Origin of the sequence: Geminocystis herdmanii PCC 6308 (assembly GCF_000332235.1) — a bacterium.
GTDB lineage: Bacteria > Cyanobacteriota > Cyanobacteriia > Cyanobacteriales > Cyanobacteriaceae > Geminocystis > Geminocystis herdmanii.
Window position 1 is genome coordinate 592,129 of sequence record NZ_CM001775.1, and the last position, 22,878, is coordinate 615,006.

The 22,878-nt window shown below is 34.2% G+C and carries 27 protein-coding genes and 1 pseudogene; 12 read left to right on the plus strand and 16 right to left on the minus strand.

The annotated features are described in order from the left end of the window. The first annotated feature begins 247 nt into the window (after positions 1 to 247). Both SYN6308_RS25915 and SYN6308_RS02885 read left to right on the plus strand, forming a co-directional pair. A complete protein-coding gene (locus tag SYN6308_RS25915; protein ID WP_315862084.1) occupies positions 248 to 388 on the plus strand; it encodes a type IIL restriction-modification enzyme MmeI in 141 nt (46 codons plus the stop codon). A gap of 116 nt (positions 389 to 504) precedes the next feature. Further along, positions 505 to 945 carry an EVE domain-containing protein gene (locus SYN6308_RS02885; protein WP_017292928.1) on the plus strand — a complete coding sequence of 147 codons (441 nt, stop codon included), beginning with the start codon at positions 505 to 507 and terminating at the stop codon, positions 943 to 945. A 96-nt stretch (positions 946 to 1,041) separates the two neighbouring features. Here SYN6308_RS02885 and SYN6308_RS02895 read toward each other — a convergent pair whose 3' ends face one another. From SYN6308_RS02895 to SYN6308_RS02905, 3 genes are all read right to left on the minus strand, one after another. After that, positions 1,042 to 1,257 carry a hypothetical protein gene (locus SYN6308_RS02895; protein ID WP_144051382.1) on the minus strand — a complete coding sequence of 72 codons (216 nt, stop codon included), beginning with the start codon at positions 1,255 to 1,257 and terminating at the stop codon, positions 1,042 to 1,044. A 683-nt stretch (positions 1,258 to 1,940) separates the two neighbouring features. Next, positions 1,941 to 2,702 (minus strand): alpha/beta fold hydrolase, encoded by a 762-nt coding sequence (locus SYN6308_RS02900; RefSeq protein ID WP_017292930.1) that lies wholly within the window; start codon positions 2,700 to 2,702, stop codon positions 1,941 to 1,943. A gap of 53 nt (positions 2,703 to 2,755) precedes the next feature. After that, a complete protein-coding gene (locus tag SYN6308_RS02905) occupies positions 2,756 to 3,043 on the minus strand; it encodes a hypothetical protein (protein ID WP_017292931.1) in 288 nt (95 codons plus the stop codon). A gap of 230 nt (positions 3,044 to 3,273) precedes the next feature. Here SYN6308_RS02905 and pilM point away from each other — a divergent pair, with 230 nt between their 5' ends. The 4 genes from pilM to SYN6308_RS02925 all read left to right on the plus strand — a co-directional run bounded on the left by pilM (position 3,274) and on the right by SYN6308_RS02925 (position 8,384). After that, positions 3,274 to 4,386, plus strand: coding sequence for a type IV pilus assembly protein PilM (gene pilM, locus SYN6308_RS02910; protein WP_017292932.1), 1,113 nt, complete (start codon positions 3,274 to 3,276; stop codon positions 4,384 to 4,386). A 2-nt stretch (positions 4,387 to 4,388) separates the two neighbouring features. After that, positions 4,389 to 5,234: a PilN domain-containing protein gene (locus SYN6308_RS02915; RefSeq protein WP_017292933.1), complete on the plus strand. Its 846-nt coding sequence runs from the start codon at positions 4,389 to 4,391 to the stop codon at positions 5,232 to 5,234. Further along, on the plus strand, positions 5,231 to 5,998 hold the full coding sequence (locus SYN6308_RS02920; RefSeq protein ID WP_017292934.1) for a hypothetical protein: 768 nt from the start codon (positions 5,231 to 5,233) through the stop codon (positions 5,996 to 5,998). Before SYN6308_RS02915 ends, SYN6308_RS02920 begins: the two co-directional genes overlap by 4 nt. Positions 5,999 to 6,068: 70 nt before the next feature. Then, positions 6,069 to 8,384 carry a type II secretion system protein GspD gene (locus SYN6308_RS02925; RefSeq protein ID WP_017292935.1) on the plus strand — a complete coding sequence of 772 codons (2,316 nt, stop codon included), beginning with the start codon at positions 6,069 to 6,071 and terminating at the stop codon, positions 8,382 to 8,384. A 249-nt stretch (positions 8,385 to 8,633) separates the two neighbouring features. Here the strand turns inward: SYN6308_RS02925 and hemF are convergent, their stop codons facing one another. After that, a complete protein-coding gene (gene hemF, locus SYN6308_RS02930; protein WP_017292936.1) occupies positions 8,634 to 9,647 on the minus strand; it encodes an oxygen-dependent coproporphyrinogen oxidase in 1,014 nt (337 codons plus the stop codon). Between the two features lie 175 nt (positions 9,648 to 9,822). On the opposite strand from hemF, the gene hemB reads away from it, so the two are divergent. Next, complete coding sequence (gene hemB / locus SYN6308_RS02935; RefSeq protein WP_017292937.1) at positions 9,823 to 10,809, plus strand: porphobilinogen synthase; 987 nt, start codon at positions 9,823 to 9,825, stop codon at positions 10,807 to 10,809. A gap of 113 nt (positions 10,810 to 10,922) precedes the next feature. Here the strand turns inward: hemB and SYN6308_RS02940 are convergent, their stop codons facing one another. The 5 genes and pseudogenes from SYN6308_RS02940 to SYN6308_RS02955 all read right to left on the minus strand — a co-directional run bounded on the left by SYN6308_RS02940 (position 10,923) and on the right by SYN6308_RS02955 (position 13,037). After that, entirely contained in the window at positions 10,923 to 11,162 is a 240-nt protein-coding gene (locus tag SYN6308_RS02940; protein WP_017292938.1) for a type II toxin-antitoxin system HicA family toxin, read from the minus strand. Then, entirely contained in the window at positions 11,155 to 11,412 is a 258-nt protein-coding gene (locus SYN6308_RS02945; RefSeq protein ID WP_017292939.1) for a type II toxin-antitoxin system HicB family antitoxin, read from the minus strand. The genes SYN6308_RS02940 and SYN6308_RS02945 overlap by 8 nt, the downstream gene beginning before the upstream one ends. Positions 11,413 to 11,564: 152 nt before the next feature. Then, positions 11,565 to 11,930 carry a hypothetical protein gene (locus SYN6308_RS25415; RefSeq protein WP_237741250.1) on the minus strand — a complete coding sequence of 122 codons (366 nt, stop codon included), beginning with the start codon at positions 11,928 to 11,930 and terminating at the stop codon, positions 11,565 to 11,567. A gap of 84 nt (positions 11,931 to 12,014) precedes the next feature. Then, positions 12,015 to 12,572, minus strand: a pseudogene (locus tag SYN6308_RS25955) (DUF389 domain-containing protein); the annotation flags it as partial. Positions 12,573 to 12,824: 252 nt separating this feature from the next. After that, entirely contained in the window at positions 12,825 to 13,037 is a 213-nt protein-coding gene (locus tag SYN6308_RS02955; RefSeq protein ID WP_017292941.1) for a hypothetical protein, read from the minus strand. Between the two features lie 193 nt (positions 13,038 to 13,230). On the opposite strand from SYN6308_RS02955, the gene folE reads away from it, so the two are divergent. The 5 genes from folE to SYN6308_RS02975 all read left to right on the plus strand — a co-directional run bounded on the left by folE (position 13,231) and on the right by SYN6308_RS02975 (position 16,532). Then, on the plus strand, positions 13,231 to 13,824 hold the full coding sequence (gene folE, locus SYN6308_RS02960) for a GTP cyclohydrolase I FolE (protein ID WP_390091417.1): 594 nt from the start codon (positions 13,231 to 13,233) through the stop codon (positions 13,822 to 13,824). Positions 13,825 to 13,965: 141 nt separating this feature from the next. Beyond that, positions 13,966 to 14,982, plus strand: coding sequence for a CobW family GTP-binding protein (locus SYN6308_RS02965; protein WP_017292943.1), 1,017 nt, complete (start codon positions 13,966 to 13,968; stop codon positions 14,980 to 14,982). Between the two features lie 37 nt (positions 14,983 to 15,019). Beyond that, entirely contained in the window at positions 15,020 to 15,634 is a 615-nt protein-coding gene (locus tag SYN6308_RS21635; protein WP_052312586.1) for a hypothetical protein, read from the plus strand. A 4-nt stretch (positions 15,635 to 15,638) separates the two neighbouring features. Beyond that, positions 15,639 to 15,884 carry a hypothetical protein gene (locus SYN6308_RS25425; RefSeq protein ID WP_040466764.1) on the plus strand — a complete coding sequence of 82 codons (246 nt, stop codon included), beginning with the start codon at positions 15,639 to 15,641 and terminating at the stop codon, positions 15,882 to 15,884. A gap of 90 nt (positions 15,885 to 15,974) precedes the next feature. Next, positions 15,975 to 16,532: a Uma2 family endonuclease gene (locus SYN6308_RS02975; protein WP_017292944.1), complete on the plus strand. Its 558-nt coding sequence runs from the start codon at positions 15,975 to 15,977 to the stop codon at positions 16,530 to 16,532. Between the two features lie 64 nt (positions 16,533 to 16,596). Here the strand turns inward: SYN6308_RS02975 and SYN6308_RS02980 are convergent, their stop codons facing one another. From SYN6308_RS02980 to SYN6308_RS03010, 7 genes are all read right to left on the minus strand, one after another. Continuing rightward, on the minus strand, positions 16,597 to 17,481 hold the full coding sequence (locus tag SYN6308_RS02980) for an alpha/beta hydrolase (RefSeq protein WP_017292945.1): 885 nt from the start codon (positions 17,479 to 17,481) through the stop codon (positions 16,597 to 16,599). 15 nt (positions 17,482 to 17,496) lie between these two features. Beyond that, positions 17,497 to 17,853: a phosphoribosyl-AMP cyclohydrolase gene (gene hisI / locus SYN6308_RS02985; protein ID WP_017292946.1), complete on the minus strand. Its 357-nt coding sequence runs from the start codon at positions 17,851 to 17,853 to the stop codon at positions 17,497 to 17,499. Positions 17,854 to 17,856: 3 nt separating this feature from the next. Beyond that, a complete protein-coding gene (locus SYN6308_RS02990; protein WP_026101887.1) occupies positions 17,857 to 18,897 on the minus strand; it encodes a CobW family GTP-binding protein in 1,041 nt (346 codons plus the stop codon). Positions 18,898 to 18,985: 88 nt separating this feature from the next. Continuing rightward, the gene (locus tag SYN6308_RS02995; RefSeq protein WP_017292948.1) at positions 18,986 to 20,008 is read right to left on the minus strand and encodes a CobW family GTP-binding protein; all 1,023 of its coding nucleotides are present in this window, start codon (positions 20,006 to 20,008) and stop codon (positions 18,986 to 18,988) included. 29 nt (positions 20,009 to 20,037) lie between these two features. Further along, on the minus strand, positions 20,038 to 21,864 hold the full coding sequence (gene thrS / locus SYN6308_RS03000; protein WP_017292949.1) for a threonine--tRNA ligase: 1,827 nt from the start codon (positions 21,862 to 21,864) through the stop codon (positions 20,038 to 20,040). A gap of 138 nt (positions 21,865 to 22,002) precedes the next feature. Then, positions 22,003 to 22,245, minus strand: coding sequence for a hypothetical protein (locus SYN6308_RS03005; RefSeq protein WP_017292950.1), 243 nt, complete (start codon positions 22,243 to 22,245; stop codon positions 22,003 to 22,005). A gap of 78 nt (positions 22,246 to 22,323) precedes the next feature. After that, complete coding sequence (locus SYN6308_RS03010) at positions 22,324 to 22,539, minus strand: chlorophyll a/b-binding protein (protein ID WP_017292951.1); 216 nt, start codon at positions 22,537 to 22,539, stop codon at positions 22,324 to 22,326. Positions 22,540 to 22,878 lie beyond the last annotated feature (339 nt).

A 22,878-nucleotide genomic window follows, 5' to 3' on the forward strand; every position in this document is an offset into this window, starting at 1 on the left:
TCTGATGATTCGATCGAATAGCTCTATTTCTATTATGCTCGATCGAGGCAATTTTGGTAAGATGTAGAGAAAAAAGACAAAAGAATTATCATTAACTTCGACAAAATTTACTTTTATTCATCATCAAAAGACAAATTATAGTAATTTTCGTTTTAGTGAGATATAAAGATTATCGTTGAAAGACTATCCTTTCCCTGAAAATGTTACGGAAAAACAACGGTAAAAAGTTACAAATTTAGCTCAAAAAATCCTCCGTGTTAGAAATAATTACCCTGACAATAGTTTAGGTGATTTGTACGATCGATTAACCATGCCTAACGATTTATTAAAACCCCATCAAACCCTTGACAAATCTGTAGATTTATGCTATATACCATCTTTTTTATAATGAATTAAATCCCGTTGAATTTTTGTTTAATTTATAAGAAAATCTTAATCATCCCCGATTAAAAACACCCAAGAAAAAAAGCTAATTAGGAGTATAAAATATTGTTTTATTGGTTAATGAAATCTGAACCTAAAGTCTATAGTATTGAAGACTTACAAAGAGAAAATACCACCCTCTGGGATGGTGTCAGAAACTATCAAGCTAGAAACTATTTAAAACAAATGCACATAGGAGATATAGCCTTTTTTTATCACTCAAATTGTCAAAATATCGGCATTATTGGCTTAATGAAAATTATCGAAACTAATGTGATCGATCGAACTCAATTTGATGTAAATAGTCCTTATTTTGACATAAAAGCAACTATAAACAATCCCCGTTGGCATACGGTAACAGTGCAATTTAAAGAAAAATTCAACAAAGTAATTAGTTTAAATACCTTAAAAGAACAATTTACAGCCGAAGAATTATTAGTTGTCAAAAAAGGAAATCGTTTATCCGTAATGCCCATACCAGAAAAAACCGCCCAAAAAATTATCTTAATGGGCAATCATTAAAAAGTTCGTAGTGATGGCTTTAGCCATTACCCACCAACTACCCTTGAGAGAAGAAGGGTTAAAACCCTCACTACAAACTGAATCTTTTGCAACATACTAGGTGATGTGTGTAGTAACTTCTAAAATCTTTCCTAACATTGCGATCGTCATAATATCATCTCTAATGATACCTTCCACTTGTACCCTTAAACCATCTTCAAGAATCTCTTTGGGTGGTTTATATAACTCATAGACTTCTCCTGTATCGCTCACCAAAGTCCATGCACCCATCCCAATACTTTGATACTTAATTTCGCCCTTAATATTCATCATTTTAACACAAAATAACAGTAGTCCGAGATTGACCTGCTTTTATTACTTCCTATTCTAAGTGAGAATGCTCGAAGTTGCACTAAATTCCTGTGAATTAGTTCCCTTACTCCCTGCTTCGCTGTATTTTAGGAAATTCAAGACTTGGTACTGACTACTGTTATTATTGTTGATATTCACGAAAACGGAAACGTAACTTAACCTAAACAGCTTATTTAACCTCCTATAACTTCTTTTTCCTTACCTAAACCGATACTTTATAGAGTTGCACTGAAATATTGATCTACCGGATAAACTATGATCCTTTAAATCTATCTTGTTCAGTTCCATCGCTCCCTTTTGATAGCTTAGGAAATTTGAAACAGAAAACTAACTGCTGTTTCGGTCATCGAGAGACAGATAACACGTATCTTATTCAGCCTTTTCACCTCACTTTTTAAATAGAGTTTATACTAGCTGGTTCGTCAATCGAAAGAAGTTTTTAATTAACTTAATTAACTTATTTAACTTCTATATTTATAAGATAACAATCTTTTTTGAGAAAAGGAAGGTTTGTTAACAAAACTTTACAATTATTTTAATTTTAGCTTCAATTACTGCCTAATATAATTAAGAAAAAAAACAAGATAACAGAATAAATTTATGAAAATTGATGAAAAATTGATGAAAATTGAGGATATTTTATTTTAAACCGTAGAAACAAATTCTTGATTATTTTCCATCACCTTGAGTAAATCTACCTGTTTTTCTAATAAACAACAATGCCCACTCTCAGGAAGTAGATTAATTTTAGACTGGGAAAAAATACTATTTAATCTTTTTGCTTCATTTAAAGAAGGTAATAATTTATCTTCTCCTGACGCAATAATTAAGACTTGTTTTTTGTATTGATTTAATTTGTCTTGATTGAGGAAAAATTTTTCTAATAAATTGATACGCCATGATACTATCGTAGGAGGTAAGGATGCGATTACTGACAAAAGTCTCTGTCTTTCTCGTGAATTTAAGGCTTCCAGTTTCGCAAGGAAGGGCAATAAGATTAATGTTGAGCCTTGATAGACAAAATCTGGCATCATTTGGGTAATATAACTACCTAAGTTTAACCAAGGACGTTGATAAAATGCCGAGGCTGAATTAATTAAAATAACTTTAGTGAATAAGTTGGGGATATTTTCCATTAATTTCAGGGCTAAACAAGCACCAAAGGATTCTCCACAAAGATATATTTCTCTGTTTTCTTTGAGGAGGGGAGAAATTAGAATCATCAATTGTCGTGTCAAATCTTGCCAGTGGATACCGTGAGAAGGAGGAATGGCAACGCAACGCACATCAAAATTTTCCCAAATACCTTTTTGACTTTTGAGGAGTTTTCCACTACCATCCATGCCGGGGAGATAGATAAAAAGAGGTTTATGATTATTCGTGGTTTTATGGGGTAAAAATATCAAAGTTTTAAGACTACTTCAGTTTGAAATATGTTTTATAGTTTTATTTTATGTTCTCAAAAATCTCGTTTTCTTTTTAAAGTGGGTAAGGGTTGCAAATTGTGACGACTTGGGGGAAGATATTTGTTCGATCGAGCTAATAAACTAACTTTTTTAGATTTTTCTAACTGTAACCATCGCAAAAGAATCCCCATCATAACAACAAAAATTCCGAAGGATAATAATGTCCATTGTTGACTAAAACCTCCTAAAAATCCATCGGCAATGCCAAGAGTAATCACAAAAGTAGAAATTTTGTCTTGGCGATAAATTAATTTTAACTTTCGAGATAATTTCCCTTTCATTTTTCTGTTTATAGGATGACACCTCAATTTTAACTCAAAAATCATCTTGATCACGATTTCATCATTAAGCAATATGACATTAAATAAAATTCAAAGAGAGTATTGCATTATAATTTTGATCATCCAAAATTTAAAAAATTTAATGATCATCTGTTTATTTGAATAGGATAATATATGTTTATAAAATCTTTATCTTGAATCCGTACAAATACGGAAAAGGAGATCAAACCATGTTCAGTTTTTTTGACGGTTTGCTTGGTGGAGGTAGTAGTGGCGTTGGGATAGAAATCAATCCCGACAAAATTACTTTAGCTCAACTAACCAAAAAAGGACAACAATATAAACTTTTGAAATACCACTCGATCGATGTTCCCGACAATATTTTTGAGGAAGGGCAAATAGTCGATTCTTCTGGTTTAGCAGAATTAATTGATCAATTATTAAAAGAAGCGAAAGTAAAACCCAAACAAATCGCTACTGCTGTACCGATGAAGGAGTCGATCATTCGTATTATTCCTATTCCTGCGGAATTAAATGATCAAGAATTGCGAGATATGGTATTAAATCATGAAGCTAGTCTTTATCTACCTTATCCCAGAGAAGAAGTCGATCTCGATTATCAAAAATTGGGTTACTTTGTAGATGATGATGGTATTGAAAAAGTACAGGTTTTATTAGTGGCGACTCGGCGAGAAGTGACTGATTTATACTTAGAGACTTTTCAACAAGCGAGTTTAAAAGTTAATGTGCTAGAAATTAATAGTTTTGCTTTAATAAGAACTATTAAGGAACAGTTAAAACAATTTTCTTCTAGTGAAGCAGTAGTTTTAGTGGATATTGAATTTGATACCACCGAAATCGCTATTATTGTGGAAGGTGTACCTCAATTTTCTCGTACTATTCCCATTGGTACTTATCAAATGCAAACAGCTTTAGCCCAAGCAATGAATTTACCAACGGCTAAAAATACAGAATTACTGCAAGAGATTACCATTCCCAATAATCCAGAACAAACCACGACTAATACTACAAGTAGTCAAACATGGATTAATCCGGGTATGGATTCTCTGTTAAGGGTTTTAGGGGAATTAGTGGATGAGTTGCGTCGATCGATCAACTTCTATCTTAATCAAAGTGGTGACGTAGAAGTAGTACAATTGCTCTTAGCCGGACCGGGTTCTGGATTAGCTCAAATAGATGAGTTTTTTACCAAAAAATTAAGTCTTCCAGCTATGCAAATTGATCCCTTATCCGCCTTGTCTTTAACTATTAAAGAGGATTTATCCGTCATGGAAAGAGCTGGATTAGGTACAGTTATCGGTTTAGGTATGAGGATGAGTTAACTATGTACAACATCGATATTAATTTCCTTAAAGATCGTAAATTAGATGCCACAGGTAGCACTATGGCATTGAAGAAAAAGGTAACACCAAAAACAATTCAGTTACCGATAATTATTGGTGCTGGAGTGGCTGTGGCTTTTATTGCTGCCACAGGAGGTGCTTTATTTTTGTTAAACAATCAAAAAACCTCCACTAATCAAACGATCGCCGAGTTGGACGTTGAAATCCAGAGACTACAAGGACAAAATGCTCAAGTTAAACAAATAGAAACGGAAATTGCCACGGTTACTAATGAAGTAGCCATTCTTGTGAGCGTCTTTAAACAGATTAAACCTTGGTCTGCTATGCTATCAGAAATTAGTAGTGTAACACCCACTAATTTGCAGATTCAAGGCATTACTCAGTCTGGTAATAGAACTCTTACGATTAATGGTTATGCTGATTCTTATGATCAAGTTAATGACTTTCTCTTAACTCTCAAAAATTCTCGTTTCCTCAATGGAGAAAAGACAACATTAACTACTACCTCTATGGTGGCAAATCCGGGTAATGTTGTTTTTGATCGATCGCAAATTATCACAAATGCCAATAATCCTATCAATCAAAATACCGAGAATTCTGTAGAAATAGAATTACCCGAAGTGGTAAGCTATACCATTAACACAGAAATAAATGATATATCATCGGAGGAATTACTAAATCAACTCAATGCCAGAGGTGCCATCGGTCTTGTATCCAGATTAACTTATTTACAAAGAAAAGGAGCATTAGATTTAGAACCTGTAGTGCAACCTGAAACACCACCAGCAGAAGGAGAAACACCACCAGCAGAAGGAGCAACCCCATGACATTTACTACTACATCCGACGAATTTGATCCCCAAGACGGCGATTTTGGAGAATCTAGCGATTATCCCCAAGCCTTTGGAATTACTTTTACCCCTACCATTACTGGTGTAGCCATAGGAGTAAGTGGATTTTTAATTGCAGGTTATCTATTTTGGTCTCAAGTACTTCCCGTTTGGAGTGAATTATCGGAACTCAATAACCAAAAACAAGAAAAACAAGCCCAATTAAGCCAACTTAGTTCTAGCCAATTAGAACAAATTCTCGTCAATAAACGTAGTGAGTTAGAAGAAACCAAAGATCTTAAACAAGATGTATTGCAGTTATTTTCTAATGACGAAACTATAGAAACTTTATTACTCGATGTGAATAGTTTTAGTAACATTAGTAATGTGAGAATGAAAAGTTATGTTCCAGCAGGAGAAGTAACCACCGTAACAGATGATTCTTTAGGAACTTTAGCCACGAATAATATTGCGGTAAAAACTTTTAATCTTGACTTAGAAGGAACTTTTACCCAGTTACAATTATTCTTACAAGATTTAGAAAGATTACAACCTTTGTTAGTTGTACAAAATTTAAGTACTTCTACAGTTGATCCTACTCAATATTTATTTGAAAATGATCAATTATTAGCGATAGGAGAACCAAAATTGAAAACTACTGTTACTTTGAATGCCGTATTTCCTCAAGTGAAAGCTCCTGAAACGCCCCCGACAGAAGAAGGAGCAACGCCTCCTCCAGAAACACAACAACCTGCTCAATAAGTCCAGTCTTTTTTACAAATCTTTATTTCATTTAACCTTTCAAATTTAATTGTGTGTAGGAGTTAAATCAATGATCAAATTTTCTTTTCATCAAATCAAGTTTTTAAGCAGTAGTGCCGTCATTCTACTTTGTTGGCAGTCTTTAGCCCTAGCAAATCCCAGTATTAATAAAAAACTAAGCCTGAAGAAACAGCCTAATTGGATAGCTCAAACCTTTCCTCCCAATCAGGATGTTTTAGTCCCAAATCCGACTATAACCATTGATGGAAAACCCGTTAATAATCAATCCGCTCCCCCTCCTTTCACAAGAGCCGTTGCCCCCCCAGTGGGAGATATGTCTGTAGGAAATATTAAACCTGATTTATCATCGGGGATTAATTTAGGGCAGGGGGGATTAGCAACTATTCCTCGTTTAGTACTAAGACAAGCACCAGCCAATGAAGTTTTAGCCCTATTAGCCAGAGCTGCAGGTTTTAATATTATTTTTACAGAACAACAACAAGCACAACAACCAACGGCGGGAGCAAATGCGACTCAAAATGCTTTTACGACAATCTCTTTAGAATTGGAAGGGGATACGATACAAAATATTTTTAATAATGTTTTAATGCTTTCTAATTTACAGGCAAGTCAAAGGGATAAAACGATCGTTGTAGGGGATAGATTGCCCAGTGGTGCAAGAAATCTGATTAGCAGAACTCTCCGTCTTAATCAAGCCTCTCCTGAAGGTGCTGCAAACTTTCTAGCCAGTCAGGGAGCGGAAGTTTCTGTTATTTTTACCCCTGTTCAAAGAGAATTTAATGCTGATGGTGCTGTAATCAGAGAAACTCAAGGAGTAACAGAACTCAGAGCGGTGAAACGTCCTGATTCGGATAATGCTCGATCGGCTTTACCTTTAGTCGGCTTACAAGTTAGTACGGACGATCGGACAGGTTCGATCAATCTTGTGGGAGAAGCAAATTTAGTACAAATGGCAAGTTCGATGTTAACTCAGTTAGATATTCGCCGTCGTCAAGTGGCAGTTAACGTTAAAGTTGTGGATGTACAATTAAATCAAACGGATAGTTTTGGTTCTAGTTTTTCCTTTGGTATTGACAACACAGGAGTCGTTCAACAAGGCGGTGTTGGGGTAATTAATTTTGGTACGAATAATCAAAATGTTAATCCCGAACAGTGGAGAACCAGTGGAGTGGGCAATTCCGACCTAGCACAGCAAGGTTATGTAGATAATCAGTTAGTTGATCCTTATAATAATCGAGTTACTATTACAGAAAACTTCAGTAATAATTTGGCTTCGCAACTTGCTAATAGTTTAGCGAATGATCTTACAAATAGTTCAGCCAATAGTGTAAATCAATCCACTAATAGTAGTTTAACTGATGGTTTAACTCAAAATTTTTCAGATACGATTAATCGGACACTGAGTCAATTTGGTAATACTTCAAATTTTACGAGAGATCAAGCTGAAAATCTATCGAGAGCTTTAACAGAAAATTTAACAAATACTGTTGCTAATACTTTAAGTCAGTCAGACAATCGTAATTTAACGCAATCAGACAACAGCAATTTAACTCGATCGATCGCTGATAATATTTCTCGTACGGTATCAAGAACTTTACAAGGCTTACCTTTAGCATCTCCTAACTCTGGACAAATTTCTCCTTTTGGAGTCAACTATGATCCAAATAGTCCAGAACAAGCCGCTACGGTGAGAGCTGGGCAAAACTTTAATGTTCCTCAAGCCTTTTTAGCTCAAATTCGGGCAAACATCAGTAATGGTAATGGTAAAATTCTCACTGATCCCACTTTAGTTGTTCAAGAAGGGCAAACAGGGGCAGTAAAATTAGTACAGAATATAGTGACTTCCGTTGAATCAGAAACTGATCCTGATAATGGTGTCAGAACCACAACTCCTGTTTTAGAAGAAGCTGGGTTAATTTTAACATTAGAAATTGACAAAATTGATGATAATGGTTTTATTAACCTAAGGGTAAATCCCAGTATTAGTGCCCCCGGAGAAGAACAAAGATTTGAAAGTGGTATTGGTGCCAGTAATACCATTCGTCCTTTAGTCAAAAGAGAAGTAAATTCTGGTTTAATCCGTTTACGGGATGGGCAAACTCTTATTTTATCAGGTATCATCTCTGATGAGGAAAGAACTCTTGTGTCTAAAATTCCTTTTTTGGGAGACTTACCTATTATCGGTAGTCTTTTCCGCTCAACCTTTAAGGATAAAAGTCGCTCAGAAGTGATTGTGATGGTTACTCCTCAAGTTATTAATGATTCTGAGGGTAATAGCGGTTTTGGTTATCATTACACTCCTTCCCGTGAAACAGGAAATTACTTACGAGAAAAAGGTTTCAATTTACCCACAAATCCCTATTAATTTTCTAATAGACATAAATTAAAAAAAGTGTTCAGTTTTGAGGATTTTTTTCCTCAAGTGAACACTTTTGATTTTATTTTTAAAATACTTCTAACCAATGATGCAAAATAGATTGTGAATTTTTAAATTAATTAAAATAACTTACAATCTTTGTTGTCTTTTGCCCCTTGCCTTTTGTCTTTCATAAAGTAAACATACAATTAATTTTGCCTATTTACTTATAACGGCGGTGCATCGCCCTACTTAATTTTATGCCCAATCTCTCGATTGTAAGAAATATTCTGTTAATTTTGCTTCCACGCTTCCTGCTTCGGGTTTATAGCCATATTCCCAACGGGTAAGAGGAGGTAAAGACATTAAAATAGATTCTGTTCGTCCATTAGTTTGTAAACCAAAAATAGTACCTCGATCGTACACTAAATTAAATTCCACATAACGCCCACGACGATATAATTGGAATTGACGCTCTCTGTCTCCATATTCCATACTGTTACGGCGTTCGACAATGGGGATATAAGAAGGTAAAAAGGCATTACCACAACTTTGAGCAAAATTAAATAAATCTTCCCAAGAATGAGACACTTGACCCACTTTTTCGCTATACTGATGAGCTAATCCATTATGATCTGAGCCTCCATAAAGAATACCTCGATCGTCCAAATAATCAAAGAAAATGCCACCAATACCACGAGCTTCCTGACGATGTTTTAAGTAAAAATACTCATCACACCAACGCTTAAAGGCAGGATAGTATTCAGGATGATGCTTGTCACAGGCTTGTTTTAAAGTTTGGTGAAAATGAATCGCATCTTCTTCAAAACCATAGTAGGGAGTTAAATCTGCACCACCGCCAAACCACCATACAGGACCTGCTTCAAAGTAACGATAATTGAGGTGTACTGTAGGTACATAGGGATTTTTAGGATGCAATACCATAGATGTACCTGTAGCGTAAAAACCATGCCCTGCTGCTTCGGGACGTTGTACTAAAATGGAAGGTGGTAAAGTATCGCCCCACACTTCCGAAAAATTAACCCCCCCTTGTTCAAAAACGCCACCATCTGAGATTACTCTTGTGCGTCCTCCGCCTCCTTCTTCTCTTTGCCAGTTGTCTTCATGAAATTTTGCTTTTCCATCCACTGCCTCTAAACCTTGACAAATTTGATCTTGTAATGTTTTCACAAATTCTCTAGCTTTTTCTCTGGAATTGCTAGGGGGTAAGTTATTTTGAATAGCTGTTTTTTCTTGAGTTAATACCGTCATTGATTTTGTTTATAGTGATTATTTGATTTTATATTGATAACTATATAGCGATTAATTGTTTAGTGCCAAGATAACTTATTAAAACTTTACATTTACTTTGATTGATAAATTTTATCTCGAATTAAATCTATCCTTTGCTATATTAAAATGATAATCATTATCTTTTAATTAAAGTATGTCTTTATTATTACATCGCCCTAGACGTTTACGCCGTACAGAATCACTTCGATCGATGGTACAAGAGAACCAATTAACCGTCAATGATTTAATTTATCCCGTATTTGTGATAGAAGGGGAAAACATCAAACAGGAAATACCCTCCATGCCGAATTGTTATCGTTTTTCCCTCGATTTATTACTTTTAGAATTACAAGAAGTATTTGATTTAGGCATAAATGCGATCGCACTTTTTCCCTTAATTGCTGATGAAAAAAAAGACAACGAAGGTAAAGAAAGTTATAACCCTAATGGTTTAGTACAACGTACCGTCAAAACTATTAAAACAAAAATACCACAATTAACCGTAATTACCGATATTGCCCTTGATCCTTACTCTACTTACGGTCATGATGGTATTGTTAAAGACGGAGAAATATTGAATGATGAAACTGTGGAAGTCTTAGTAAAAATGGCGTTATCCCATGCTGAGGCAGGAGCGGATATGGTTGCACCTTCGGATATGATGGACGGTAGAATTGGGGCAATTAGAAAAGCATTGGATGAGGAAGGTTGGATAAATACAGGAATCCTAGCCTATTCAGCAAAATATGCCTCAGCTTATTATGGACCCTTTCGAGATGCTTTAGAGTCAGCACCAAAATTTGGCGATAAAAAAACTTATCAGATGGATTACGCCAACGGGAAAGAAGCGATTAAAGAAGTAGCTTTAGATATTAAAGAGGGTGCAGATATGGTAATGATTAAACCAGCTTTAGCCTATTTAGACATTATTCGACGAGTGCGAGACTATACCAATTTACCCGTAGTCGCCTATAACGTTAGTGGTGAGTATTCGATGATAAAAGCAGGTAGTCAAAGAGGTTGGATAGATGAGGATAAAGTAGTGTTAGAAACCCTTACCAGTATGAAAAGGGCAGGTGCAGACTTGATTTTTACCTATTTTGCCAAACAAGTAGCCCAACAGTTAAGCCAACATTCATAATATATTATTGTTCGATCGAGCAGGTTCGTAGTAACCCCTTTAGGGGTTATTATGGCGACTAAAGCCATAAGGGTTGAATAGTATTCAACCCCTACAAATAAAACTGTAGCAAATTACTTAATTAAGATTTGTATTTCATTATCTGTAAAACCAAATTGTCTAAAAATTCTGAGTACATAAGGAGGGGACATTTCTTTTGCCCCTATATCAATAGGCACAACTCTTTTTTTGCCCTCAAATTCACGAAAGTATAGACGATGATCTCCTTTTCCTTCTCGATAATATTGACACCCAGCTTTTTCTAAAATCTTAATTAGTTCTTTGGGTTTAAGGGAAGGTATATTTTTAGGCATATACTTTCCTTAATTCATAAATATCTGTTTCTTCTTCTATAGTTAAAAATTCGTGTAATTCTTTAATGGAGAGAGGAGAGGAATAAATATCATCTTCAGATTGATAAATTTCTTCAAAAGAGACGATCGCTTCTTGAAGTTTATCAATAGCTTGTTGTTGAGTTTCACCCTGTGCCACTAAACCATTCTCTAAACATAATGAAACCCAATATTTTTTACTTTCTCTTAAAATTATTGTATGGAAGTTCATTGATTTTTGCTAATATTTATAACTAACTTATTTTAGCTTAATTTATCTACTTTTTTAGGGTCGAAAACGTTAATTTATTCACTAATTACTCTTCAGAAACTAAAACCCATAGTTATTACTATAAGGCAGTTTCTGAGGTTATTTTGCAGGAACTATTCACCGATGTAAATTGTCTGTGATTCAACCACTTTCACCCGGACAGTTCTGCCTAAAAGAAGATCTTTGGCTTGTTCTTCAAACTTACTCAGAGGGGGAATTTCTCCGTCTCCCAAGAGGAGGAGGTTTACCGTTCCATCTGCCGTTTCCGCATCAACCCTCAGAAGACGATACCCTGAACCGTCTAGCCATTCTTGTGCAATGGTGTAGGCTCTGGAGGAAATCTTATTAGTGACGATCAGATTATAACTAGACAGAGACAGAGGAATCACGATAATCATTAAAGCTACGAAAGCGATCGTTACCGCTCTACGTCGGGCGCGTGGATCGAATGGCGAGGTTGCCACTTGGCGAAATCCCATCACTACGAAAACAAGAGCACCTGTGAGCAAAATGGATACATAGTTGGTTACAAAAAGCAATAGGCTACCAGAGGCGAGTTTTGGTTCACCTAGGGCTAACAGAATCCCCACATTTGCCAAAGGAGGTACTAAAGACACCGCAATGGCTACTCCCGGCAAGGTGTCAGAAACATCTCGGCGGGATAATGCAAAAGCTCCCGCCAAACCAGTGGCAAGGGCTGCCATTAGATCGAGTAAATGGGGTGATGTACGGATCATGATCTGCTGAATTGCCTCTGGATGGGTGACTTGAGCGATGGGCAATGTCACGACAAATCCCACTGCGATCGCCATGGCAATCCCCGCAAAGCTGACAAGCATTGTGCTGACAATTTTGCTCTGATCCCCGATGCTCACACTGAAAGCCAAACCCATGATGGGTAACATCAAAGGGGCTACGATCATCGCACCGATGATAACCGCTACGGAGTCCCCCAAAAGCCCGAATGTGGCGATACTTGCCGCCAACACTAGCAGACAGGCAAACTTAAAAAATTTTGGACCACGCCATACCCTCTCAAATATTAATGCCTCAGAGACTCGTTCCACTTCCTCTAAGTCTATAGGGGCTCCGTGCAACATCTCAGCAAATGATCTGTTCATATTTTGTCAATCTCAATATCAATCTAAAAATCAACTGGATTATTATAAAAACTGTTTTGTTAGCTAGAATTATTCGTTCAAGTTTATCGGTGATCAGACACTTTTTGATGCGATCTTAAGGCTCAAACCAATAATTGTATAATAATTGAGATAAAATAGCAATTATTTTTATATTTGCAAAAACTATCAATGATGGGTAGATAAACAAACAAAGAATCCAGACTCATTGAAAAAGAGACTCACACTTAATCTTTAATATTGAGGACAATCTTCTGGTAGTTTTACATTATGTCCGTTACTTCGATCGATCAGAATTTGAGTACATTCTTTCTGTTTCAAATAATATTCCATTTCCCTAATATTTTCATCATCAATTCTTTGAGGTTTATGAGCATAATACCAAAAGACGATTAAAAGTGGGATTACACTCAAAATAATTATAATGCTGTAATTTTTTTTCATCATTTCTCGACTATTAAAACACTTTTTAGAGAATGAATTAAGAATTTTAGTGAAAAAGATATAATGACCAACCTCTTGTCAAAACAAATGATAACGATTATCATTTTAATTAGTCTCATCAACAAAAAATATGACATACACAGAATCTTCTATCATCAAGTCTGCTAATCATAATAATTCTTTACCTAACCTCGTGATGGAATCTCAGCCTCCCGTAACGGAAGCACAGATGATTCAAGCCGTTAGGACATTATTACTAGGATTAGGGGAAAATCCCGATCGAGAAGGATTAATAGACACTCCCAAAAGGGTAGTAAAAGCCTTAAAGTTTCTCACTTCTGGTTATAATCAATCCCTAGATGAATTATTAAATGGTGCAGTATTTCACGAAAACGCCAATGAAATGGTATTAGTCAGAGATATTGACTTATTTAGCTCTTGTGAACATCATATACTACCGATTCTTGGACGAGCTCATGTTGCTTATATTCCCAATGGTAAAGTCATCGGTTTATCCAAAATTGCCCGTATTTGTGAAATGTACGCTAGAAGATTGCAAGTACAAGAGCGTTTAACTGCTCAAATTGCTGATGCTTTACAGGGATTATTGCAACCCCAAGGAGTCGCTGTGATTATCGAAGCAACTCATATGTGTATGGTGATGCGTGGAGTACAGAAACCCGGCTCTTGGACTTCTACAAGTGCATTACGAGGGGTATTTAATGATGACGCAAAAACTCGTCAAGAATTTATGAATTTAATTCAACATCGCCCCACTTTTAACAGTTAATAATGTAAAAAGATAAGGGGATAAGGTGATAGAGTTAGGAGGATGAGGAGATAGGGGGATGAGGGGATGAGGAGAGAGGGAGAAATTAAAAACTCATTCTTCATTCTTCATTCTTAATTTTTAATTCTTAATTTTTAATTTATGGATAGTTTAATTTTACCGAAAAGAGGATTACCTGTTACGATTATTACTGGTTTTTTAGGTAGTGGAAAAACCACTTTACTTAATCATATTCTTACTAATAATCAAGATTTAAAAGTAGCTATTTTAGTTAATGAATTTGGAGATATTGATATTGATAGTCAGTTATTAATATCGGTGGAAGAAAATATGGTTAGTCTTAGTAATGGTTGTATTTGTTGCACCATTAATGATGATTTAATGGATACGGTTTTTCAAGTTTTAGAAAGTGATAAAAAAATTGATTATCTAATTGTTGAAACTACGGGAGTAGCTGATCCTTTACCTATAGTTTTAACTTTTTTAAGTCCAGAGTTACGAGATTTAATTCGTCTTGATTCGGTGTTAACTTTAATTGATGCAGATAATTTTACGGCGGAACATTTTGAGAGTGATGCGGCTTTAAAACAGGTAATTTATGGGGATATTATTTTATTAAATAAGGTTGATTTAGTTTCAGAAGATAAAATTAAAGAGTTAGAAAAAGATATTTATTGTATTAAACAAGGTGCTAATATTTTACATACTGAATATGGTAAAGTACCCTTACCTTTAATTTTGGATATTGATATAAGTAAACCTACTAATTATCCTTCGGAATCTGTTACTAATTCTCATGATCATCACCATCATCATCATGAACATGATCACCATCATAACCATGATCATCACCATTCTAATCATTTAGAAGTAGATGGTTTTATGTCTATTTCTGTAGAGTTCGATCGAGCCTTTCATGTGGACAAATTTCAGAATTTCATCACTGATAATATCATGAATCAAGTATTTAGAGCAAAGGGAATATTATGGTTTGCCGAAAGTGGGTTAAAACATATTTTTCAACTAAGCGGAAAACGCTATGATATTGATACGGAAGAATGGCAAAATAACCCAAAAAATCAGTTAGTAATGATAGGGCGAAATCTGGATGAAAATAAACTAAAAACTAAACTGAAAGAATGCCTTGTTAATAAATAAATCTTAATTTTTTATTCTTAATTCTTAATTTTAAAATATGATAATCGCAGTAATGGGTAACTTTGGGGTAGGAAAAACCCATTGGATAAAACAACAAATTAAAGAAAATAATGAGGATATTTATTATTTTAGTCCGCAAACTCAAACTTTTCCTGTTGATGGTGCTTTTTTACAAAGTTTTTTCCCTGATTTATCAATTACTGACTTAGAATCTCCTACAGAATTATTAAAGTTAGCCCAAAAAAATGATATTTATTTAGAAATTCCTGAATATCTGGATTTGAAAGCAATTCTACCTCTTTTATCAGCTTTAAATTGTCAAAAAATTGCCCTAGTTAGCAAAGACGAAAATCAGCAAAAATGGCAAGGATTAACCGATAAAATTATTGTCAATCAAGAAGTAATAATTAAGGATAATTTAAACTCTTTTTCTAATTTACAAATACATCGAGCAGGTTTAACCGAAGAAGTGGTAGATTTTGCCAGTTTAGAGACTTTTTGGCAGGAATTAACTCAAGGTGCTTATGGTGATATTCTTCGGGCTAAAGGTATATTTAATATTATGGATGGTCAATGTGTCTATGGTGAATATTTACACAACAGCTACAATCATGAATTTTATCCCTTGAATATATACTCATCAAGGTTATAATCTGATGTTGCAAAATGTACAGTTGCCTTTTGCCTACTTGCCTTTTGCCTACCTTCACCAAACTCAAGTTATACCCTCGCCAAGTATACCATTATCTTTAGAAGGCAGACCAACTCATTTTAGCGGTTTAGAAATTATCGGTTGCAATTTAGAGAAACAAGCCATTGCTGACACCTTGGGGGATTTTTGCCTTGAGGATTCCGCCGTTTATTTTTATCAACAACAAGTAAAAGAGTCTTTGAGTAATTGAATTGTTTTACCACAAAAATTCGATCGAGCAGCGCCACTTCGGTGAGCGAACCTTTAAAATAATATAATTAGTTATGAAAAAAAGAAAACTATGATTGCAACCATAGAAAAAACCAACACCTTAGAAGAATTTTTGCAACAAGCAGAAACAAAACCCCCTCAAGAATTTATTAATGGAGTTATTACCCCTAAGCCTATGCCTCAAGGAGAACACAGTACACTACAATCTGAATTAGTATCCGCAGTTAATCAAGTAACAAAAGCTAATAAAATTGCCTATGCTTTTCCCGAATTGCGTTGTACTATTAATAATAGTTCGATCGTACCTGATGTAGCGGTATTTGTCTGGGATAAAATACCACGCACCGAAAAAGGAAGAATAGCCAATCGATTTGAGAGATTGCCAGATTGGAGTATTGAAATTTTATCACCAGATCAAAGTTTAATGAAAGTGTTAGATAAATTGCTTTTTTGTTCTGAAAATGGTACTAATTTAGGTTGGTTAATTAATCCCGAAGATGAAACAATTTTAGTAGTATTTAGTGATCAAAAAGTTAAAATTTTTCGAGATGATAATATTTTACCCGTATTAGATAAAATAGAACTAAATTTAACCGTTAACGATATTTTTAATTGGCTTAATATTTAAGGTTAATTTACATCTCAAAAACTGTATTTTTATGTCCAATTTATATTAACAAAATAAACCATTATTACGCACAAAATTCTTGAATATAAGGAGCGATTACATGAGAATATTCTTCTGCCATACCCAGAGTACCAGTTAGGGAAATTGTTTGAACATTTTTAAGGGAAATAATGGCTTTCATTTGTGATAAAGAATAGGGAGGAGAATTATCCCCGATAATCGTTAAAATTGGTTGTTTGAAAGAGGATATTAATTGTAAAAATTCTTCCTGATTTTTGATAGGATCAATACATCCTGTGACAAAAGCAGAAGGTGCAAATCTTGCTCCTTTTCTCTGAGTAATTCCTCGTTTTTCAGCGATAAATGTGGGGGTTAAAAGATTTTCATTGACGTAAACATGACGGCGATACATGAATTTTAAAAAAGCAGGGGTTGTATTAAGATAGTATAAAAACTGCCCTAATATGGGACTATAAACTACATTTTTGAGAAAATTACCCACATTATCAGGCACTCCCATTACTTTTAATGGTCCTTTCCAAGTGGGAGCGATTAAAATTATTTTAGCCACTAAATCAGGGTTATTTTTAGCTAATTTTAACGCATATCCTGCACTATGTCCTGCGGTAACAATTATTATTGGTTCTGAAAAATAATGGTTAACAAAATCCGTTAATAATTGTTGATAAATTATTGGTTGATAATCAATTTTAGGTCGATCGGACTCCCCAAAACCAAGCCAGTCAAAGACGGTAACTTGATATTGAGAGGCTAAAAACTCCCCAATGGTGTTCATTTCGCTACGGGAAGAAACAGTACTAAATGATGGTAATAATAGTATCGGTTTTCCTTTTCCCAGAGTTTCAAAACTGATTTTAAATGCGGATTGTTCGTAATTCCAAGTAAATTTATCTATTTTTTTATCAGTATTTGCAGTAATAGAAATCATATTTTTTCCTCAATTTTAAGATGTTAAAGATACAGTATTAAAAAAGCAACTTCTTGCTCCAGTATGACAAGCAATATTTCCTACTTGCTCAATTTTGAGTAATAAAGTGTCACCATCACAATCATAAAACATAGAATTAACTTTTTGAATATGACCTGATGTTGCTCCTTTATGCCACAACTCCTGACGAGAGCGACTCCAATAGTGGGCTTCTTTAGTTAATAATGTTTGTTTAATGGATTCTTTATTCATCCAAGCCATCATTAAGATTGTACCGTCTTGATGGTCTTGAGCGATAGCTGGAATTAATCCTTGTTCATTAAACTTTAATATTTCTATCCAAAGATAATTTTGATTGAGTAAGTTATTCATAATTTAAAAAGGTAAATTTGCTAAAGAAAATGATTTTTTATTGTTCATTTCTACTAAACAATTATTCAATGGCTCTATAATATTTTCTTGTGCTAAATTACGCCCAATAAATACTAATTGATTTTTAGGTTTTTCTGTCCATTCATCGGCTTGTAATTCATAACGAGGACCACTTAATTGAAAAATATGTCTTAATTCGCTAACATCAAACCACATAATTCCCTTTGCTCTAAATACTTCTCTAGGCATTATATTGATTAGGAAATTTTCAAATTTATCTAAATCAAAAGGTCGATCGCTTATAAAAGAAACGTAACTAAAACCATCATTTTCGAGGTGATGACTATAGTTTTTATGACTGCGTTGAAAGTCTCTAATTTCTTGTTTATAACTACTATTTTTTGTTAAATTTATATCTAAAATTAAACCTAAAGGAACTTTTCCGAATTGACTTTTTAAAATTCTTGCTCCTGTTTTTTCTTGTAGAATAAATGATTCTAAATCCTGCAATTTTTCTTCTTTTACAAGATCAATTTTATTGAGAATAACTAAATCTGCATAACGAATTTGATTTAATGCCGATTCGCTATCAAAATGTTTTTCCGTGAAGGTTTCGGTATCAACTAAAGTAATAATAGAATCAATACGAGTTAAATACTTTAATTCTGTACCTAAAAAAGTGAGAATAATCGGAAGTGGATCAGCTAATCCCGTAGTTTCAATGATTAGATAATCTATCTTATCTTCTCTTTCTAAAATTTGATAAACTGTATCAATTAAATTATCATTAATGGTGCAACAAATACAGCCATTTCCTAATTCTACCATATCTTGATCAATGGAAATTAATAACTGAGCATCAATATTAATATCTCCAAATTCATTGACTAAAACTGCTACTTTTAAGCCTTCATTATTAAGTAAAATATGATTAAGTAAAGTAGTTTTTCCGCTACCTAAAAAACCAGTAATTATGGTTACGGGCATCCCAGCTTTAGGAATAATTGGCAACGCATCGGATAAACTCATTGTTAACGTTTTCATAGTTAATAATTTCCTTATTTTAGGTTTGTAGTAAGCCTTTTAAGGCTTTATTTAATAAAGGCTAAAGCCCTCACTACGAACTTTTTTTCTACATTATATAGTTTTCTAAAAGTAATTTTAATTCATCAATTTTAAGATGTTGTCCAATAAAAACTAATTCTGTTTTTGGTTGTTTTTTCCAATGTTCATCGATGATGCTAAGACGTTTACCACTAAGATGAAAGATATGTTTAAATTCGCTATCTTCAAACCATAAAAAACCTTTTGCTCTAAATACTTCTAGGGGTAATTGATTATCTAAAAAATATTGAAATTTTCTAATACTTAAAGGTTTATCACTTGTAAAAGAAACTGACACAAAACCATCATTATCTAAGTGGTGAGAATGCTCATGTTTATGATCATGGTGATGATGTTCTCGATCGAGATTATGATCGAGCTTATGATGTTTATGTTCTTCTTTATTAGGCTGAAAATAAAGATCAGATTCAAATAAACCAACACTTAAAATTAAAGGTAAAGATACTTTAGCATTAGTGGTTTTTAAAATTCTAACACCTTCTTTAATTTCATTAATTTTTTGCTCAATTTCATCAACTTTAGCAGAATCAACTAAATCAGTTTTATTAAGTAAAACCACGTCAGCATGAGTAAATTGACTAAAAGCCGCCTCGCTATTTTCAAATTGATCTAAACTAAAATTTTCACAATCTGCTAAAGTAATAATAGAATCTAATCTGGTATTATCTCTTAAATTTGTGCCTAAAAAAGTCAAAGCAACGGGAAGAGGATCAGCAATTCCAGTAGTTTCTACTATTAAATAATCTATCTGTTTTTGACGTTCTAAAATTTTATCAACGGCGGTGACTAAATCTTCATTAATGGTACAGCAAATACAACCATTATTTAATTCTACAATATTATCTTCTGTGGAAATAATTAAGTCATTATCAATGCCAATTTCCCCAAATTCATTAACTAATACTGCGGTTTTTAAGCCCTCTTGCTGAGTTAAAATATGATTTAATAAAGTAGTTTTGCCACTACCTAAAAATCCTGTAATAATCGTAACTGGTATTCTTTCATTAGAAGGTAAGACTGTTGAAATCATGATATTTTTATGATATAAGTAGAATATTTTTAGTTAGAAAAGATGGTTTTATGCTCGATCGAGTTTGCTAATTTTACTTTTAAATTAGAGAGAGTTATTGAGCCTAAATCTCCTAGTTGACGAGTTCTAATACTTAAAGTTTTTTCCTCTAATTCTCGATTTCCTAAAATAGCTAAAATCGGTACTTTTTCTAATTCTGCAATACGAATTTGTTTCCCTAATCGCTCTCCACTTTTATCAATTTCCACTCGATAACCTGCTTGTTTTAACTCTTGAAAAACTTCCTGAGTATAATCTAACAATTCATTATTTACAGGTAATAATTTTATTTGTACTGGTGCTAACCATAATGGAAAATCTCCTGCATAATTTTCGATTAAAATACCAAAAAATCTTTCTAATGAACCAAAAATTGCTCTATGAATCATAATTGGTCGTTGCCGTGAACCGTCTTTGGCTACATACTCCATATCAAAACGCTCTGGTAAATTGAAATCGACTTGAATTGTGGAACACTGCCAAGTTCTGCCGATGGCATCTTTGATTTTTAGGTCAATTTTAGGACCATAAAATGCACCTCCCCCTTGATCTTCAATGTAATTCCACTGTTTTTTATGCAAAGCATGAATTAGTGCTTCCGTAGCTAAATCCCACACCTCATCACTACCAACAGATTTTTCTGGGCGTGTGGAAAGGTTAATTTCATAATCGGTAAAGCCAAAATCTGACAAAATTTTCTCAGTTAAGTTCAAAACTCCTAAAATTTCTTCGGCAATTTGTTCTGGTAAGCAAAAAATATGAGCGTCATCTTGGGTAAAACCCCTTACTCTCATTAAACCATGTAATACGCCCGATCGTTCATAACGATAAACCGTTCCTAATTCTGCCCACCGTAGGGGAAGCTCTCGATAAGAATGAAGTTCATTTTTATAGGTTAAAACGTGAAAAGGACAATTCATGGGTTTGATTTGATAGGCTTGTTGTTCAACATCCATAGAATCAAACATATTTTCTCGATAAAAGTCCCAATGCCCTGAAGTTTTCCATAAGTCCAAATTGGCGACATGGGGAGTATATAACAATTCATAACCGCTGTCTAAATGAGCTTTACGCCAATAATCTTCAATCAAGTAACGCATCATTGCACCTTTAGGATGCCAAAAAACTAAACCGCCTCCTGCGTCTTCCTGAATGCTAAATAGTTTCAGTTGTTGTCCTAATTTACGGTGATCTCGTTTTTGGGCTTCTTCTTTACGTTTTAGATATGTTTGTAATTCTGCTTCTGTACCCCACGCAGTGCCATAAATACGCTGTAATTGAGGTTTATGTTCATCACCTCGCCAATAAGCCCCTGCTAAACTTTCTAAGGTAAAGGCTTTGGGGTTAATTTCTCCCGTAAAATTAAGATGAGGCCCTGCACACAAATCCCACCAACTGTTAAGGGGTTTTAATGGTGTTTGATCTGGGGGTTGATAGTCGGGAAAACCAATAAAATAACGGGTGATAGTTTCATTTTCGGGGATACTATCTAATATTTCTAATTTGTAATTTTCGCCTAATTCCCTGAGTTTTTCTTGAATTTCCGTTCTTTCGACTACTTCTTTGATAATTGGTAGGTTAGCTTTCATTATTTCTCGCATTTTCTCCTCTATTTTCCCTAAATCTTCAGGGGTAAAGGTTGAGGCTCGATCGAAATCATAATAAAATCCTGATTCTGTAGTAGGTCCAATAGTAACTTTAGTGTCAGGAAACAAACTTTGTACCGCCATCGCCATTATATGGGCGCAACTATGACGGATTTTTTCTAATGTTAAAGAATCTGTGACGATATTTTCCACCATGGGAATAGCAATCATAATCGATAAAAGTGATAATGATTATCATTATATCAAATAAGCCACCTTTTCCTCTATGACACAAAAAAAATATAGAGCCTACACTGATTGTATAAAGCTCTATCGGGTTTGTTTTATGATTGTGGAAAAGAATGACCATTAAAAGATGCTAGTAAAGACTGAACCACCAATAATGCCTACTACACCAATTCCGATGAGAACGTTGGTGAAGAAACGACCTGCTTCGGGATTTAAGCCCAATTCTTTGTCTTCGTTTCCTGCGGTGAAAAATAATGACCAAGCCTGATTACCGCTAATAGCTTCAAATTTATTGAAATCTGAACGGAAAACCACGGGAGCGAATAAATCTTTGTTGTTGAAAATATCTAAATCAGCGTTCATATTTTTATCTCTTTAAAACTATTTTTTTTGTGTATTAATTGTTAAGTGAAAGGGTAAAAAGTAATTACCTAAATGGACTTATAAGTTAGTTAACCAACTGATTAAACCTTGACCTGTGAGAGCTTCAAAACCTAATAAGGAGATAAAACCCATCATGGCTAAACGACCATTTAATAACTCAGAATATTTGTTAAAACCGAATTGTTGTTTTTCATCTACATACATTTTGGGTTCGATCGCATAGTTATTAAAACGACCTTGTTCTTCGACGACGTATTTTTGGAATGATGGCATGATTTTTTTTGCTTGGTTTTTTATCTGTATGTAAATAATATTAACGTTATGTAAAGTTTTATGACAATAGCTTGACACGACAAAAAGGTAGTGATAACCGAATGAACCTTAATTCCATATAAATAAGCTAAGGGAATTATGATCTCTTAATTCTGACATCGATGTAAGAAACCTTGAAAAATAAGGGTTTAAGAGTAGTAACGGAGCAAAATGTAGTGATTAAGAAGAATTAAGTTGAGGAAATAACTGTCTCAAATAAATTTGAGTAATGTTTAAATCAATTCTTCCTACTCTTGCCTTTCTTAATGTAAATATACAATTAATTCTGCTCACTCACTT